The organism is Bacillus basilensis, from assembly GCF_050630465.1.
GTDB lineage: Bacteria > Bacillota > Bacilli > Bacillales > Bacillaceae_G > Bacillus_A > Bacillus_A basilensis.
In genome coordinates this window covers 275,017-289,724 of record NZ_JBNTQO010000002.1, presented here as the reverse complement: position 1 = coordinate 289,724, position 14,708 = coordinate 275,017, and the positions used below count along the sequence as shown (strand labels likewise).

Sequence of the window (14,708 nt, the reverse complement as noted above, 5' to 3'; positions counted from 1 at the left end):
AGCGATTGCTGCTTCTTTTTTATAGTGCTTCTATAAATAATGCTACCCCAATACCGCCGCCGACGCATAGAGAGGCAATTCCTTTTTCTAAACCGCGTCTCTTCAATTCATGAATTAAACTTACAGTGATACGAGCTCCTGTACAACCGATTGGGTGCCCAAGTCCTACACCACTACCGTTTACATTTACTTTCTCACGGTCTAAACCTAATTCTTTCTCTACAGCTAGGTATTGTGCAGCGAAAGCTTCATTAATTTCAAGTAAATCTGCATCTTCTAATGACCAATCTACTTTTTCTAATCCTTTACGAATTGCTGGTGCTGGTCCAATACCCATAATTTTTGGATCTACTCCAGCTACTGAATAGCCAACAATTCTAGCTAACGGTTGTAGGCCTTTTTCTTTCGCTTTTTCTTCGCTCATTAATACTAGAACCGCACTTCCGTCATTCAGACCAGATGCATTCCCTGCCGTTACAGATCCATCTTTACGGAAAGCTGGTTTTAACCCTGCTAATTTTTCCGCTGTAATGTCAGCACGTGGATGTTCATCCTTCGAAAATACTACTTCTTTTCTACGTTCTTTTATCGTAATAGGAACAATTTGATCGTCAAAGTATCCAGACTCGATTGCCTGCAGTGCCAATGTATGACTGCGAAGCGCAACTTCATCTTGTTCCTCTCTTGTAATTTCATATTGGTCAACTAAGTTTTCCGCTGTTTCCCCCATCATAATATGATGAATCGGATCTTCTAACACTTCCCACACCGTATCACGAATTTCTCCGTGTTGTAGACGTTGTCCCCAGCGGTGCTGTTTCAATGCATAAGGGCTTGAACTCATTGCTTCTACTCCACCTGCAATAACAACATCACTTACACCTAATTGAATTTGCATTGCAGCTGACATAATTGCTTGCATACCTGAAGAACATTGGCGTTGGATTGTATAACCCGTAACTGTGTCAGGAAATCCTGCCGCTAATGCAGCCGTTCTCGCCGTATTTGCTTCATCAGTTCTTTGAATACAATGACCTAAAATCACTTCATCAACTTCATGTGGTTCTACCCCGCCTCGTTTTACAGCTTCCTGAAGTACAGGAACCGCTAATTCTACTGGCGTTACATTTTTTAGCGCTCCTCCAAAAGTTCCAATTGGCGAACGAACTGCAGCTGTAATAACAACATTATGCATTTTGCACTTGCCCCTCTCTTATGTACCCTAGTCAGTTTTTAGGTGAAATTCCATAAGATGTATGTCTACAACTATCATACTATAAACATACTAAAAAATCAAAATATTTAATATAATAAAAATAGAAGGAATTACCCTTCTATTCTGTTAATGCATATAGGAATTTTTGTAAAATTTTCTCTGTAGTTTTATTCAAATTCGGTAACTTATCTACTGGAAAATATTGAAGCTGTAATCCTTCATGATCAAGTTTAACTTCCCCACTCACATGATGCCCCTGATACAGATGAATGACATTAAAAATTTCATCTCCATTTGGATATTGGAAGTACACTTCTTTTCCCGAAAGAACCCCGATAAATTGCATAATTTTCGCATTTAGTCCCGTCTCTTCAAATAGTTCTCTGCGAGCAGTTTCTTCTGTCGTTTCTCCTAACTCCATCGCCCCGCCAGGTACACCCCAATCATATGTATCTGAACGATATTGAAGCAATACTTCTTGATTATCATTTAAGATAATAATTGCTGACCCTACTAGAATAAGCGGCCTTGTACCAACGACTTTGCGTAACTCTTCAATATACCCCAATATGTAAACTCTCCTTTCCTCACCCTCCCTTATCATAACAAAATTTTTCTCCTTTTGTTGATGTAATTTTAAAGAAAAAAAGGAAGCTTCCGCCTCCTTTTTTACCTTTATTTCTTAAAACTTTCATATTTTACAGTTTCAAAAGCTTCTTCTATTTCATCATTACGATAATGGACATATGTAAAACGACCTAATTCTACCAATCTTGCTATTTCCTGTAAAACTTTATGCTGCTCATATGTTTCTTTCAGCTTAATATGTACATAAAACTTCATTAAAGGATGTTCATATAAAGGTTCTCCCACCTCTACATATACATCTTCAACCCCTTGTACAACTCTTACATAACTTGCAAATTGATAAAGTGCTTCTCTGTCTGAAACGATTTTTAATGTATACATATATTCTCCCCCTTTCCTTTACTATATCAAAAAGACAGCCACACCATGTTATAGAACTATGAAAATTTTTCGACTTGTCATCTATATATTCATGTAATTAAAAAGGCGTTTATCCATACATAGCACCTTTTTTCCACATATATTATAGGAAGAATTTTTTCAGTTGAGGTGTTCCTTATGGATCCATACGTCAATATATGTATTTGCATTACTCCAGGCGCCAATATTTCTGATGATCGTATTGCAAAAGATTTAGCTGTTGCAGAATCAATTTGGCACCCCATTACATTTCAAATTCAAGAAGTAATTGTTTTAAATGAGCTTTTCCGTTTTTCTGACCGTGAAATTAGTTATAAAAATTCTATTCAAAGTCAGGAAAAATTAGCATCCTTTTTCCAAACATGTGTAAATGAAGCTCCTGAATGCGACCTTTACATTTGTTATATTGGCAGTGATTATTTTAAAGAAACAGCAGTAATTGCCTGTGCTTACTCTTTAGCAAAACAGCAGCAACTTACAGGGTATATCGTTTTAACAAACTCGGCTGCTCCCATAAAAAATATATATACGCTCGCTCACGAAATCGGTCATATTTTATTTACAAGACGTGTTCACGGAAAACTTACTCACGCTGATCCTCATTCCCCAATTGGTTCGGAGCACCATCCTTCTCCAACAAATCTTATGTATCCGATAGTCCCGCGCCCAGAAAATGTTCATATTCAGTCTCTATTAACGAACGAACAAAAAGCACTCTCTTTACAAAGCTCTTTATTGCAAAGAAAAAAACAGTAACGACATTGTTACTGTTTAAAACAATATATTCCAATCAATAAACTAAATTCCGGCTGCAACGGATGCAAATATACAACTAAACATAAATACAATTACTCTAAAAATCTCTATATAATATTTCTTTGGAAATAATTTTTTTGCATATCCAGAGCAGCCACTTTTTATTGAACTTCTAGTTTACACTTTTTCTCTCTTCAATTCTTAAAGACCATCTCATCAATCCATATATACTTCCATACATAAGTAATATCTTTGCAATTCCCCAAAATACATTTTTTCCTTCTAATTCTTTAAATATAAACATAATCGCTAAAGGAACAATTAGCACTAAAACACCCATCCAACCAAGAACGTACACTTCTCCAACGAAAAGTAATAAAAAGATACTTGCTGCTAATATATATGTTTGTATTGTCGACAATTGCAAAATAGGTGCACCGTACCATTTATCAATAAACATCAATAATACTAATAATAAGATGGGAACCATTACTATTACGTAAATAATCCCGAACTCTACAAACTTATTTTTAAAAGAAGACATTCTAAATGCAACAATTGTTCCAATAATTGTAATGATTAAGACGATAGGATAGCCGATTAACTGTATATTTGTTAGTGTGAATTGCTGATTCGGATTATTAAATAAAATATGAGTTAATATCCAATACCCACCAATACCAATTATCATCGCAAGAATACTCTTTATACTCCCGCCTTTATCCTTCTCCATCTCTTTCGCTAATTCTTCCGCATACTCTTTTGGCGAATCACCAAATATATCACTTACCGTCTTCCCCTCTTTTTCGCCTTCTATTAAATGAAGTTCTGCATCTTCTATAAAAGCGTCCACATCTTCTTCTTTAATTCCTTTTGTTATTAAATACACTTTCGTATCGATTAAAAACTTTTTTCCTTCTTTAGAAATCTGCATGATAACCCCTCCCTTATTTAACCGCTTCTCTTCTATTTGTCTTCATCATAATTTCAAGGAAAATTAAAATAAACAAACTTCCGTATAAACATATAATTTGAAATAATATTGGAACGAGGTCTTCTGATGTAAATGTTTTAAACACTAACATAATCGAAAGCGGAATGATTAAATATAAGTTTTTAAACCATCCTTCAAAATACATATTTATCGCCACTGTGATAATAAAAATCCCACCAGCTAATATATAACTTTGCATTTCGGTGAATGTAAACATTTTGGTAGGATATATTACATCTAATATCGTAACAACTCCTATTAAAAACATTGGCGCAATCATGACTAAAAACCACATAGAAAACCATGTTTTTGTAAAGCTTGTTACGAAGGTCATTTTACGAAGTAGAAAATTAGGCCCCATTACAGCTACGATCAATGTAAAGCTATAGCCAATGCACTGAATAAGTGAAATCTGTAGAATTCCGTTATTCACTATTAAGATAGAAGCAATAATCCAAAAAGATACGATATTCATTACTGTAAAACCAATTTGCTTCCACGTTTCCTGTCTATCTTTTTCCATCACTTTTACAAGTTCATTTGCATATTCTTTCGGTGAGCTTCCGAAAATATCTTCTACTCTTTTCCCATCACTTTCACCTTCTATTAAATGAAGTTCTGCGTCTTCGGTAAAGCTCTCAATGTCGCTTTCTTTCACACCCTTTGCGGTCAAAAATAATCTCATATCTAATAAAAACTTCCGTGCTTCATTTGATAACATTATTTTCTTCTCCCCTTCCCTTCAAGTAGACGTTCCACACTACTTTGCATCGCTTCCCAGCGATCCATAAATTCATCAAGTGCTTCCTCACCTTTTTCTGTTAATGTATAATATTTTCGCTTTGGGCCAGATGGAGATTCCTTCATTACACTTGTTATTAATCCTTCCTTTTGCATCCGTATTAATAACGGATAAATACTTCCTTCACTTGCCATGGTAAAGCCATACTTCGCTAGCTTTTCACTCATTTCATAACCGTATATTTCACCTTCAGAAATAATAGCAAGTAAACATCCTTCTAAAATCCCTTTCAGCATTTGACTTGTCGACATAATTCAAATCCTCCCACTATCTTGTTTTACAAGATAGATAAGCGTAAGTATCTTGCTTTACAAAATAGTATAGCAGAGACTATTTTGCAAAACAAGATAGCTAACAATATTTTTCCAAATGTTTGCAGGAATTTTATTATACCCTCTCTAAATAGAGCAATATGAAAACTTTATTATGAAGGGATGTTTTTCATCATGGTTACAAATCAAGTTATTTTTTTAACAGGCGCTGCAAGTGGTATTGGTTATGAAATGGGAAACGCTTTTGCAAAAGAAGGTGCAAAAGTTGTTATTACCGATCGTCTTGAAGAACGTGCAAAAGAAGCTGCTGAACAATTACAAAAAGAAGGCTATCAAGCTATCGGTTTAAAATGTGATGTTACATCTGAAGAAGAAGTTACAGCTGCCATTTCTCAAACAGTTACTCATTTTGGTTCATTACATATATTAATTAATAACGCAGGAATGCAACACGTTTCACCGATTGAAGATTTTCCAACTGAAAAGTTCGAACTACTTATTAAAATTATGCAAATCGCTCCTTTTATCGCAATTAAGCATGTCTTCCCAATCATGAAAAAACAAAAGTATGGCCGAATTATTAATGTCGCTTCCATTAATGGCCTCGTTGGATTTGCAGGAAAATCCGCCTACAATAGTGCCAAACATGGCGTAATTGGATTAACAAAAGTTGCTGCTTTAGAAGGCGCTACGCATGGTATTACTGTAAATGCCCTTTGTCCTGGTTATGTCGATACCCCTCTCGTCCGTAACCAACTACAAGACTTAGCCACGACTCGAAATGTACCACTTGAAAATGTTTTAGAAGAAGTCATTTATCCACTTGTGCCACAAAAACGCTTATTACAAGTACAAGAAATTGCTGATTATGCGATGTTTTTAGCGAGTGAAAAAGCGAAAGGTATAACCGGGCAAGCCGTTGTTATCGATGGTGGTTATACTGCTCAATAAAAATAAAGTTTGCTCACGAAGAGCAAACTTTATTTTTTATCCCGTGGATCGTCATACTGTAGTAATTGCCGCGGCAACTTTTCTATTGCAACAATTACCCCATCTAATTTACTTTCAATCCGATGGAGTAAATATAATGTTACAACAATTGGAAACCCTACATTACCTATCATCTTAATCCACTCTTCCATCTTTTTCGCCTCCTTTCATTATATAAATAAGAGAAACGAACACATTTAGGCATAAAAAAACAAGCTATTATGTATTAGCTTGTTTTTTCAAACAATGATGCAATTTCTTGCTTATAATTTCCACGTATAATACCTTTCTCAGTAACGATACCTGTAATTAATTCATTCGGTGTTACGTCAAATGCAGGATTATAAACATCAGTTCCAATTGGTGCCACTTGTTTGCCAAAAATTTTCGTAACTTCTGTCTCGTCTCTTTCTTCAATAACAATTTCAGATCCTGTTTGTTTCGTAATATCAAATGTAGATAACGGAGCTGCAACGTAAAATGGGATATCAAAATACTTTGCTAATATAGCTAAATTCATTGTTCCGATTTTATTTGCTGTATCTCCATTTGCAACAATTCGGTCCGCACCCACAATAATCGCATTTATTTCTTTCATTTGAATAGCATGAGCTGCCGTATTATCTGTAATAAGTGTTACATCAATATCTGCCTGTTTTAATTCCCAAGTTGTTAAACGTCCGCCTTGTAAAACTGGTCTTGTTTCACACGCATACGCATGTAAACGTATACCTTTTTCTTTCCCAATATAAAACGGTGCTAATGCAGTACCATATTTAGCAGTTGCGATACTGCCAGCGTTACAAATTGTTAAAATGTTATCACCGTCTTTAAAACATGTTAAGGCATGTTCTCCAATACTCCGGCATACCGCTTCATCTTCTTGCTGAATGAGAAGCGCTTCTTCTTCTAATATTTTTTGTGCTTCTTTTATTGTAGTAATGTCTCGAATAGATTCTCTCATACGATCAATTGCCCAAAATAAATTGACTGCTGTCGGGCGTGACGTTCCTAAATAATTACAATCTCTATTAAACTTCTTTTGAAATTCTTCAATATGTAAAGTAGTATATTTTTTTGATGCAAGCGCCAAGCCAAATGCAGCTACAATTCCAATTGCAGGTGCTCCTCGTACTTCTAGCATGACAATGCTTTTCCATACCTCTTCAATCGTCGTTAATGTTTTATATTCTGTGCTATGCGGCAACTTTGTTTGATTTAATACTGCAATAGCATCCCCTTTCCAACTGACAGACCTCGGAATAGTAACAATTGTACTCATGCTTTTATCCCTCCAGAAACCGTCTGTTGAAATAGTGTTCGGAACAGTTGAATATCAGCACTCTTAGATTCATACTTTATTAGTTCTTTACCTAAGGATAGCGCTTGTTTCTTAGCTTGAATTCTCGCTTCTTTATTTGCTATTTCATCTAAATCTGCTACATGAGCTAAGCCAATTGTTCTACGAATTATTTCACATCCCGCAAATCCGACAGCATCCGTAAAAATATTTTGCAAAATAATTGGTAGCCATTGCTTTTCTTTCGTATATACCTCTACACCTTCTCCAATCCATAACCTCGTAAAAGTTTCTACAAAATAACTCCACGTCTTCTCTATATGGAAAAATAGTACCCTTCTCTGTTCTTCTTCTCTAGATAAAGCATTCAATAATAGATTTGCAATAAATTGACCGATGTCAAACCCAAATGGACCGTACGTTGCAAATTCTGGATCAATTACTTTCGTTTCAGAAGGTGATGAAAAAATACTTCCAGTATGTAAATCTCCATGAATGAGTGCCTCTTTTCTCGTTAAAAATTTATATTTATACTGAGCCACTTTTAGTTTGATCGTTTTATCACTCCATAGTTCATCTACAGCTAGCTGCAAATCTGGCTCATAATCATTTGTATCATAATGGCCAAACGGATCTGTAAACACTAAATCTTCTGTAATTTTGCAAAGGTCTGAGTTTACAAATGTACCTTCTAGTACCCTTTTCTCTTCTGACTCTAACCCGAAATCTGAAGTATAAAATAAAACATGCGCTAGAAAACGACCGATATGTTGGGATAAAAGTGGATACTCTTCTCCATCTATTAATCCTTTTCTTGTAATTGTTAGTCTTGATAAGTCTTCTATTACTGTTACTGCTAACTCTTCATCATGACTGTGCACTACTGGAACATAATCCGGTACATACTTCGCAAAAATTTGTAATGCCTTGCTTTCAATCGTCGCTCTTTTTATAGATAACGGCCAGCTCTCACCAACTACTTTTGCATATGGCAGTGCCTGTTTTATTATAATAGACTTCTCTCCATCATCTAATTTGAACACGTAATTTAAATTTCCATCTCCAATTTCATGACAAACAACATTTGCTTTCTTTTCAAAATAACCGTGTTCTTTCGCATATTGTATAGCTGTTGTTTCAGTTAATGAATAATATCCCATCGTCTTCTCCCCCTTTTTTAAATTCAGAGGTTTTTCTGACGTAGAAAAACCTCTTTCCACTAAGAAAGAGGTTTGAAGTTTATCTTCTCCCCTCTTATCTGCCAGAAAGTTTTACTTTCTGCTGGAATTAGCACCGTGCCTTTTGGCGTAAACGCCCCATTTCACAATGGTATTACGGTCGGTTGCTGGGCTTCATCGGGCCAAATCCCTCCACCTGCTCTTGATAAGAGTTGTATAATTTTTTGAATTTTTAACTTTATGTTGAAGACTATACCAAGAATAAAAATCACTTGTCAACATTTTATTTGTATAATTCTGGACGACGATCTGCAAAAACTGGAATTCCTTTGCGTACTTCTTTAATTTTCTCGAATGTAAGTTCTCCAAATAAAATTGATTCTTCTTCATTCGCTTCTACAACAACTTCGCCCCAAGGATCGACAATTAAAGAATGACCAGCAAACTCATTATTCGGATCTTTTCCTGCCCTATTACATGCAACAACATAACACTGATTTTCAACTGCTCTTGCTTGCAATAACAAACGCCAATGTGCTAAACGAACTAATGGCCATTCTGCTACAACAAATAAAACTTTTGCACCTTTAGCAGTATGAACGCGCATCCACTCTGGAAAACGAATGTCATAACAAATTGTGCCGGCACACTCTACATCATCTAACTTAAATTCACCTGTACTATTTCCAGCGATTAAATATTTATGTTCATCCATAAGCTGAAATAAATGTACTTTACTATATTCATTGACTAGTTCTCCTTTATTAGTTACAACATACATTGTATTTGTAACACCTTGTTCTGTTTGCTTTGCTATAGAACCACCAACAATATGTACACCATATTGTTTCGACCATTCTATCAACTTTTCTTTCGTTTCCAATCCATCCCTATCTGCAATTTCAGAAAGTCTCATTAAATCATAACCTGTTGTCCATAGTTCTGGTAAGACGATAACATCTGGTCTTTCCTTCATTGCTTCGCTTATTTTATTTTTAGCATTCTCAATATTTTTTTCTACATCTCCAAAGACAATATCCATTTGAATACATGCGACTTTCATTTTTTCAGCCCCATTCTCATTTTTTTCTTTACAAAATACTGGAAAGATTATATCATTTGTCACTAGAATTGTAACAACTTTCAAAAGAGGTGGAAAGTATGAAATTATTTCAACCTTCTGAGATAGTAACATCATTGCCAACACAATTTTTTGCTTCACTTGTTGCAAAAGTTAATAAAGTCGTTGCAGCTGGTCACGATGTTATTAATCTAGGTCAAGGTAATCCAGATCAACCAACGCCGCAGCATATCGTAAAAGCTTTACAAGATGCTGCAGAAAAGACCATTCATCATAAATATCCGCCATTTCGCGGACATGAAAGTTTAAAAGAAGCCGTGGCAACATTCTATCAACGTGAATATGATGTAGTAGTAAATCCAAAAACTGAAGTTGCTATTTTGTTTGGTGGAAAGGCTGGATTAGTAGAATTACCAGTTTGTTTTACAAACCCTGGTGATTCTATTCTCGTTCCCGATCCAGGCTATCCAGATTATTTATCAGGAGTTGCTTTAGCAAAAGCACAATTTAAAACAATGCCGCTTATTGCAGAAAATAATTTTTTACCAGATTATACGAAAATTGATGACTCTATTGCCGAGCGTGCAAAATTAATGTTTTTAAACTATCCAAATAATCCTACAGGTGCTACTGCATCAAAAGATTTTTTTGATGAAACTATTCATTTTGCTAATAAACACAATATATTAGTTGTTCATGATTTTGCTTACGGTGCTATTGGGTTCGATGGTCAAAAGCCTGTTAGTTTCTTACAAGCAGACGGTGCTAAAGATACAGGAATCGAAATTTACACATTATCGAAAACTTTCAATATGGCTGGCTGGCGCATCGCTTTTGCTGTAGGGAATGAAAGTGTGATCGAAACAATTAACTTATTACAAGATCATATGTATGTTAGTATTTTTGGTGCAGTTCAAGATGCTGCCCGCGAAGCACTATTAAGTTCACAGTCTTGCGTAATAGACCTTGTAAATAGTTATGAATCTCGAAGAAACGCTCTTATTTCAGCTTGTCACTCAATTGGTTGGAATGTAAACATTCCAACAGGATCATTCTTTGCATGGCTTCCTGTACCAAAAGGTTATACATCTGAGCAATTTTCTGATATTTTACTAGACAAAGCACACGTTGCGGTTGCTCCTGGTGTTGGATTTGGTGAACATGGCGAAGGGTACGTCCGTGTTGGTCTCTTGCATACAGAAGATAGATTACGAGAAGCCATTAATCGAATTGATAAATTAAATTTTTTCAAAAAATAATTGACAACGCGAATAATATCTGACAAAATTCAGTTATCTTAAAAATTTAAACATTTCTAAATACTTCTTATCAAGAGCAGGTGGAGGGACGAGCCCGACGAAACCCGGCAACCGATCTACATAATTGTAGACACGGTGCTAATTCTCGCAGCATTACGCTGACAGATAAGGAGCTGGTTGTAAAAAAACCTCTCCTTAGCTGAGAGGTTTTTTTATTTAACTAGGAGGTTTTAACAATGAGCGGAATAATAGCGACGTATTTAATCCATGATGATTCACATAACTTAGAAAAAAAGGCCGAGCAAATTGCACTCGGATTAACAATTGGCTCTTGGACCCATTTACCAAATTTATTACAAGAACAATTAAAACAGCATAAAGGCAATGTCATTCATGTTGAGGAATTAGCTGAACAAGAACATACCAATTCGTATTTACGAAAAAAAGTAAAACGCGGGATTATTAAAATCGAATATCCGTTATTAAACTTCAGTCCAGATTTACCAGCGATTTTAACGACTACCTTTGGAAAGCTATCACTTGATGGCGAAGTAAAATTAATTGATTTAACTTTTTCAGATGAGTTAAAAGAGCATTTTCCTGGTCCAAAATTCGGGATAGATGGTATTCGAAACCTTTTACAAGTACATGAGCGTCCCCTTTTAATGAGTATTTTTAAAGGAATGATTGGACGAAATATTGGGTATTTAAAAACGCAATTACGCGATCAAGCAATTGGTGGTGTAGATATAGTAAAAGATGATGAAATATTATTTGAAAATGCATTAACACCTCTTACGAAACGCATTGTATCGGGAAAAGAAGTTTTACAATCCGTATATGAAACATACGGACATAAAACGTTATATGCCGTAAATTTAACAGGACGAACTTTTGATTTAAAAGAAAATGCGAAACGTGCAGTGCAAGCTGGAGCTGATATTCTATTATTTAACGTATTTGCTTACGGACTAGATGTACTACAATCACTTGCAGAAGATGATGAAATCCCAGTTCCTATTATGGCACATCCTGCTGTAAGTGGTGCTTATTCAGCATCCAAGTTATATGGAGTTTCATCTCCATTATTACTCGGAAAGCTACTACGTTATGCTGGGGCTGACTTTTCATTATTCCCATCTCCATACGGAAGTGTTGCGCTAGAAAAAGAGGAGGCTCTTGCTATCTCAAAATATTTAACTAAAGACGATGCATTTTTCAAGAAGAGCTTTTCTGTTCCGTCTGCTGGTATTCATCCTGGTTTCGTTCCCTTTATTCTACGAGATTTCGGTAAAGATGTTGTTATTAATGCTGGTGGCGGAATACACGGACATCCAAATGGGGCGCAAGGCGGCGGTAAAGCTTTCCGTGCTGCAATTGATGCTACTTTGCAAAATAAACCACTCCATGAAGTAGATGACATAAACTTGCATAGTGCACTACAAATATGGGGAAATCCCTCTCATGAGGTGAAATTATGAGTATTCAAGTATTTTGTGATTTTGATGGCACGATTACAAATAATGATAACATTATGTCCATTATGGAAAAATTCGCACCACCAGAAGCCGAAGAAGTAAAGAATAGAATTTTATCACAAGAGCTATCTATTCAAGAAGGTGTTTCTCAATTATTTCAATTAATACCTACTAATCTGCACGATGAGATTATTCAATTTTTAATAGAGACTGCTGAAATTCGTAATGGTTTTCATGAATTTATACAATTTGTAAATGAAAATGACATTTCTTTTTACGTTATATCAGGTGGAATGGATTTCTTCGTCTATCCACTCTTACAAGGACTCATTCCTAAAGAGCAAATTTACTGTAATGAAACTGACTTTTCAAGTGAATACATTACCGTTAAATGGCCTCATCCTTGTGATCATCATTGTCAAAATCATTGCGGATTATGCAAATCATCTTTAATCCGTAAATTAAGTGATACGAATGACTTCCATATTGTGATTGGAGATTCAATTACTGATTTACAAGCTGCAAAACAAGCAGATAAAGTATTTGCCCGTGACTTCCTTATTACAAAATGTGAAGAGAATCATATTGCTTATACACCTTTTGAAACATTTCATGATGTTCAATTTGCATTAAAACATTTGTTGGAGGTGAAATTATGAAACAACTGTTTCGTCAATGGTTTGACTTAAGCGAGATAAAAAAAGAATTAACAACACGAAATTGGTTTCCAGCAACGAGTGGTAATATTTCTATAAAGGTTAGTCATGAGCCACTTACTTTTCTTATTACAGCAAGTGGTAAAGATAAAACAAAAACGACTCCAGATGATTTTCTCCTAGTAGATCATCTAGGGGTTCCCGTATTAGAGACTGAATTACGCCCTTCAGCAGAAACAATCTTGCATACGCATATTTATAACAATACGAATGCTGGATGCGTACTTCATGTTCATACAACTGATAATAATGTCATCACAAACTTATATAGTGATACCGTCACCCTTCAAAATCAAGAAATTATTAAAGCTCTCGATATTTGGGAAGAAGGTGCAACAATCCACATTCCTATTATTGAAAACCATGCCCACATCCCAACGCTTGGAGAAACCTTCCGAAAGCATATACAAGGAGATTCGGGAGCAGTATTAATCCGTAACCATGGTATTACCGTATGGGGCCGAGATAGCTTTGATGCAAAGAAAAGATTAGAGGCTTATGAGTTTTTATTCCAATTTCATATAAAACTATTATCAATTCAAGGAGGCGTTTCTAATGGCGCAAATTCGTATTCATGAAGTAAATACTCGCATTGAAAATGAAGTGGAAGTATCTAAATTTTTACAAGAGGAAGGTGTTTTATATGAGAAATGGAATATTTCTAAACTTCCTCCTCATTTAAATGAAAATTATTCGTTAACAGATGAAAACAAAGCTGAAATATTAGCTGTGTTTTCAAAAGAAATCGCTGATGTTTCAGCACGTCGAGGTTATAAAGCACATGATGTAATTTCACTTTCAAATAGCACACCTAACCTTGACGAATTATTAATTAATTTTCAAAAAGAACACCATCATACTGATGATGAAGTTCGCTTTATTGTTAGCGGGCATGGCATCTTTGCTATTGAAGGCAAAGATGGGAAATTCTTTGACGTTGAACTTGAGCCAGGTGATCTCATATCTGTTCCTGAAAATGCAAGACATTATTTCACCTTGCAAGATGATCGTCAAGTTGTAGCTATTCGTATTTTTGTTACAGCTGAAGGCTGGGTTCCAATCTATTAAGGTAGTTAGTTGAATAAAAGGACTTGGATCCCCTTTTCCAACCTTTTATTCACTCTACATATATACATCCTCCTATGGAACAGGCTTATTTCAAAAAATGAAATAAGCCTGATTTTTTATTTTCTCAAACGTATGAGTCCTTCTGTTCAAAAACAATCTTCTCCTTCTATTTTTTAAGGGTATTTCTTAACACTTTTTGAACATTTATTGAACTTTTTTTGAATTTTTTCTGAAAATTCTGTTTTGTATATGATATACTACAAATAACTAAGAAGGAAAAGAATATCGCAAACAGAGGGGGATAATCATGAGTTTACTTATCGCACTTATACTAGGGGTTACGTGTGGAGCACTTCCTGTTATTCTAGGAGCTATTATGGAAGAGTTAGAAGTTGGTGTTTTAGGTTTTGTCGCATCTTGTGTAAGCGCTTTACTTTTTGGTTTGTTCGGCGCTATTCCTGTTTCAATTCTGTCTGCATTTTATATAATACGCCATGCTCGTGCAAAACAATTTGGTCCTAATCACATCGCGCAAGTTATTCCATTCCCAATTGAACGATGCCGCCGTGCTTCTAGCTTATAATTATAAA

18 protein-coding genes, 1 pseudogene and 2 riboswitches are annotated in these 14,708 nt (G+C 35.3%); of the genes and pseudogenes, 8 read left to right on the top strand and 11 right to left on the bottom strand.

Going from position 1 to position 14,708, the window contains the following annotated elements; translation table 11 throughout:
- Positions 1–19: 19 nt before the first annotated feature.
- The 3 genes from ACQVV1_RS04990 to ACQVV1_RS04980 form a co-directional block, all read right to left on the bottom strand.
- Positions 20–1,195, bottom strand: coding sequence for an acetyl-CoA C-acetyltransferase (locus ACQVV1_RS04990; RefSeq protein WP_063223112.1), 1,176 nt, complete (start codon positions 1,193–1,195; stop codon positions 20–22).
- 139 nt (positions 1,196–1,334) lie between these two features.
- Positions 1,335–1,784, bottom strand: coding sequence for an NUDIX hydrolase (locus ACQVV1_RS04985; protein ID WP_063223111.1), 450 nt, complete (start codon positions 1,782–1,784; stop codon positions 1,335–1,337).
- Positions 1,785–1,891: 107 nt separating this feature from the next.
- Positions 1,892–2,185: a DUF3928 family protein gene (locus ACQVV1_RS04980; RefSeq protein WP_431168673.1), complete on the bottom strand. Its 294-nt coding sequence runs from the start codon at positions 2,183–2,185 to the stop codon at positions 1,892–1,894.
- A 177-nt stretch (positions 2,186–2,362) separates the two neighbouring features.
- Between ACQVV1_RS04980 and ACQVV1_RS04975 the strand changes: the two genes are divergently transcribed.
- Positions 2,363–2,980, top strand: a complete 618-nt coding sequence (locus ACQVV1_RS04975) for an ImmA/IrrE family metallo-endopeptidase (protein ID WP_431168672.1) — start codon at positions 2,363–2,365, stop codon at positions 2,978–2,980.
- 42 nt (positions 2,981–3,022) lie between these two features.
- Here ACQVV1_RS04975 and ACQVV1_RS04970 read toward each other — a convergent pair.
- The 4 genes and pseudogenes from ACQVV1_RS04970 to ACQVV1_RS04955 form a co-directional block, all read right to left on the bottom strand.
- A pseudogene (locus ACQVV1_RS04970) lies at positions 3,023–3,140 on the bottom strand (DNA-binding protein); the annotation flags it as partial.
- Positions 3,141–3,152: 12 nt separating this feature from the next.
- Entirely contained in the window at positions 3,153–3,914 is a 762-nt protein-coding gene (locus ACQVV1_RS04965; protein WP_431168671.1) for a DUF1129 domain-containing protein, read from the bottom strand.
- 13 nt (positions 3,915–3,927) lie between these two features.
- Positions 3,928–4,695 carry a DUF1129 domain-containing protein gene (locus ACQVV1_RS04960; protein ID WP_431168670.1) on the bottom strand — a complete coding sequence of 256 codons (768 nt, stop codon included), beginning with the start codon at positions 4,693–4,695 and terminating at the stop codon, positions 3,928–3,930.
- A complete protein-coding gene (locus ACQVV1_RS04955; protein ID WP_000107977.1) occupies positions 4,695–5,027 on the bottom strand; it encodes a PadR family transcriptional regulator in 333 nt (110 codons plus the stop codon). The genes ACQVV1_RS04960 and ACQVV1_RS04955 overlap by 1 nt, the downstream gene beginning before the upstream one ends.
- 195 nt (positions 5,028–5,222) lie before the next feature.
- Between ACQVV1_RS04955 and ACQVV1_RS04950 the strand changes: the two genes are divergently transcribed.
- Positions 5,223–5,999, top strand: coding sequence for a 3-hydroxybutyrate dehydrogenase (locus tag ACQVV1_RS04950; RefSeq protein WP_431168669.1), 777 nt, complete (start codon positions 5,223–5,225; stop codon positions 5,997–5,999).
- Between the two features lie 29 nt (positions 6,000–6,028).
- On the opposite strand, the gene ACQVV1_RS04945 is transcribed toward ACQVV1_RS04950, so the two are convergent.
- The 4 genes from ACQVV1_RS04945 to ACQVV1_RS04930 form a co-directional block, all read right to left on the bottom strand.
- Positions 6,029–6,190, bottom strand: coding sequence for a YvrJ family protein (locus tag ACQVV1_RS04945; protein ID WP_000393331.1), 162 nt, complete (start codon positions 6,188–6,190; stop codon positions 6,029–6,031).
- Positions 6,191–6,264: 74 nt separating this feature from the next.
- Positions 6,265–7,320: an S-methyl-5-thioribose-1-phosphate isomerase gene (mtnA, locus tag ACQVV1_RS04940; RefSeq protein ID WP_309259278.1), complete on the bottom strand. Its 1,056-nt coding sequence runs from the start codon at positions 7,318–7,320 to the stop codon at positions 6,265–6,267.
- On the bottom strand, positions 7,317–8,498 hold the full coding sequence (gene mtnK / locus ACQVV1_RS04935; protein ID WP_431168668.1) for an S-methyl-5-thioribose kinase: 1,182 nt from the start codon (positions 8,496–8,498) through the stop codon (positions 7,317–7,319). Before mtnK ends, mtnA begins: the two co-directional genes overlap by 4 nt.
- A gap of 91 nt (positions 8,499–8,589) precedes the next feature.
- A riboswitch (SAM riboswitch) is annotated at positions 8,590–8,728 on the bottom strand.
- Positions 8,729–8,799: 71 nt separating this feature from the next.
- Positions 8,800–9,663 carry a carbon-nitrogen family hydrolase gene (locus ACQVV1_RS04930; protein ID WP_242252091.1) on the bottom strand — a complete coding sequence of 288 codons (864 nt, stop codon included), beginning with the start codon at positions 9,661–9,663 and terminating at the stop codon, positions 8,800–8,802.
- A gap of 14 nt (positions 9,664–9,677) precedes the next feature.
- On the opposite strand from ACQVV1_RS04930, the gene ACQVV1_RS04925 reads away from it, so the two are divergent.
- From ACQVV1_RS04925 to ACQVV1_RS04900, 6 genes are all read left to right on the top strand, one after another.
- On the top strand, positions 9,678–10,856 hold the full coding sequence (locus ACQVV1_RS04925; RefSeq protein WP_431168667.1) for a pyridoxal phosphate-dependent aminotransferase: 1,179 nt from the start codon (positions 9,678–9,680) through the stop codon (positions 10,854–10,856).
- A gap of 64 nt (positions 10,857–10,920) precedes the next feature.
- Positions 10,921–11,028, top strand: a riboswitch (SAM riboswitch).
- 64 nt (positions 11,029–11,092) lie between these two features.
- A complete protein-coding gene (gene mtnW, locus ACQVV1_RS04920) occupies positions 11,093–12,337 on the top strand; it encodes a 2,3-diketo-5-methylthiopentyl-1-phosphate enolase (protein WP_431168666.1) in 1,245 nt (414 codons plus the stop codon).
- Positions 12,334–12,993 carry a 2-hydroxy-3-keto-5-methylthiopentenyl-1-phosphate phosphatase gene (gene mtnX / locus ACQVV1_RS04915; protein ID WP_063223102.1) on the top strand — a complete coding sequence of 220 codons (660 nt, stop codon included), beginning with the start codon at positions 12,334–12,336 and terminating at the stop codon, positions 12,991–12,993. Before mtnW ends, mtnX begins: the two co-directional genes overlap by 4 nt.
- A complete protein-coding gene (locus ACQVV1_RS04910) occupies positions 12,990–13,628 on the top strand; it encodes a methylthioribulose 1-phosphate dehydratase (RefSeq protein WP_063223101.1) in 639 nt (212 codons plus the stop codon). Before mtnX ends, ACQVV1_RS04910 begins: the two co-directional genes overlap by 4 nt.
- Positions 13,606–14,118 (top strand): 1,2-dihydroxy-3-keto-5-methylthiopentene dioxygenase, encoded by a 513-nt coding sequence (locus tag ACQVV1_RS04905; protein ID WP_242252094.1) that lies wholly within the window; start codon positions 13,606–13,608, stop codon positions 14,116–14,118. The genes ACQVV1_RS04910 and ACQVV1_RS04905 overlap by 23 nt, the downstream gene beginning before the upstream one ends.
- A 307-nt stretch (positions 14,119–14,425) precedes the next feature.
- Positions 14,426–14,701, top strand: a complete 276-nt coding sequence (locus ACQVV1_RS04900; RefSeq protein ID WP_063223099.1) for a hypothetical protein — start codon at positions 14,426–14,428, stop codon at positions 14,699–14,701.
- The last annotated feature ends 7 nt before the right edge of the window (positions 14,702–14,708 follow it).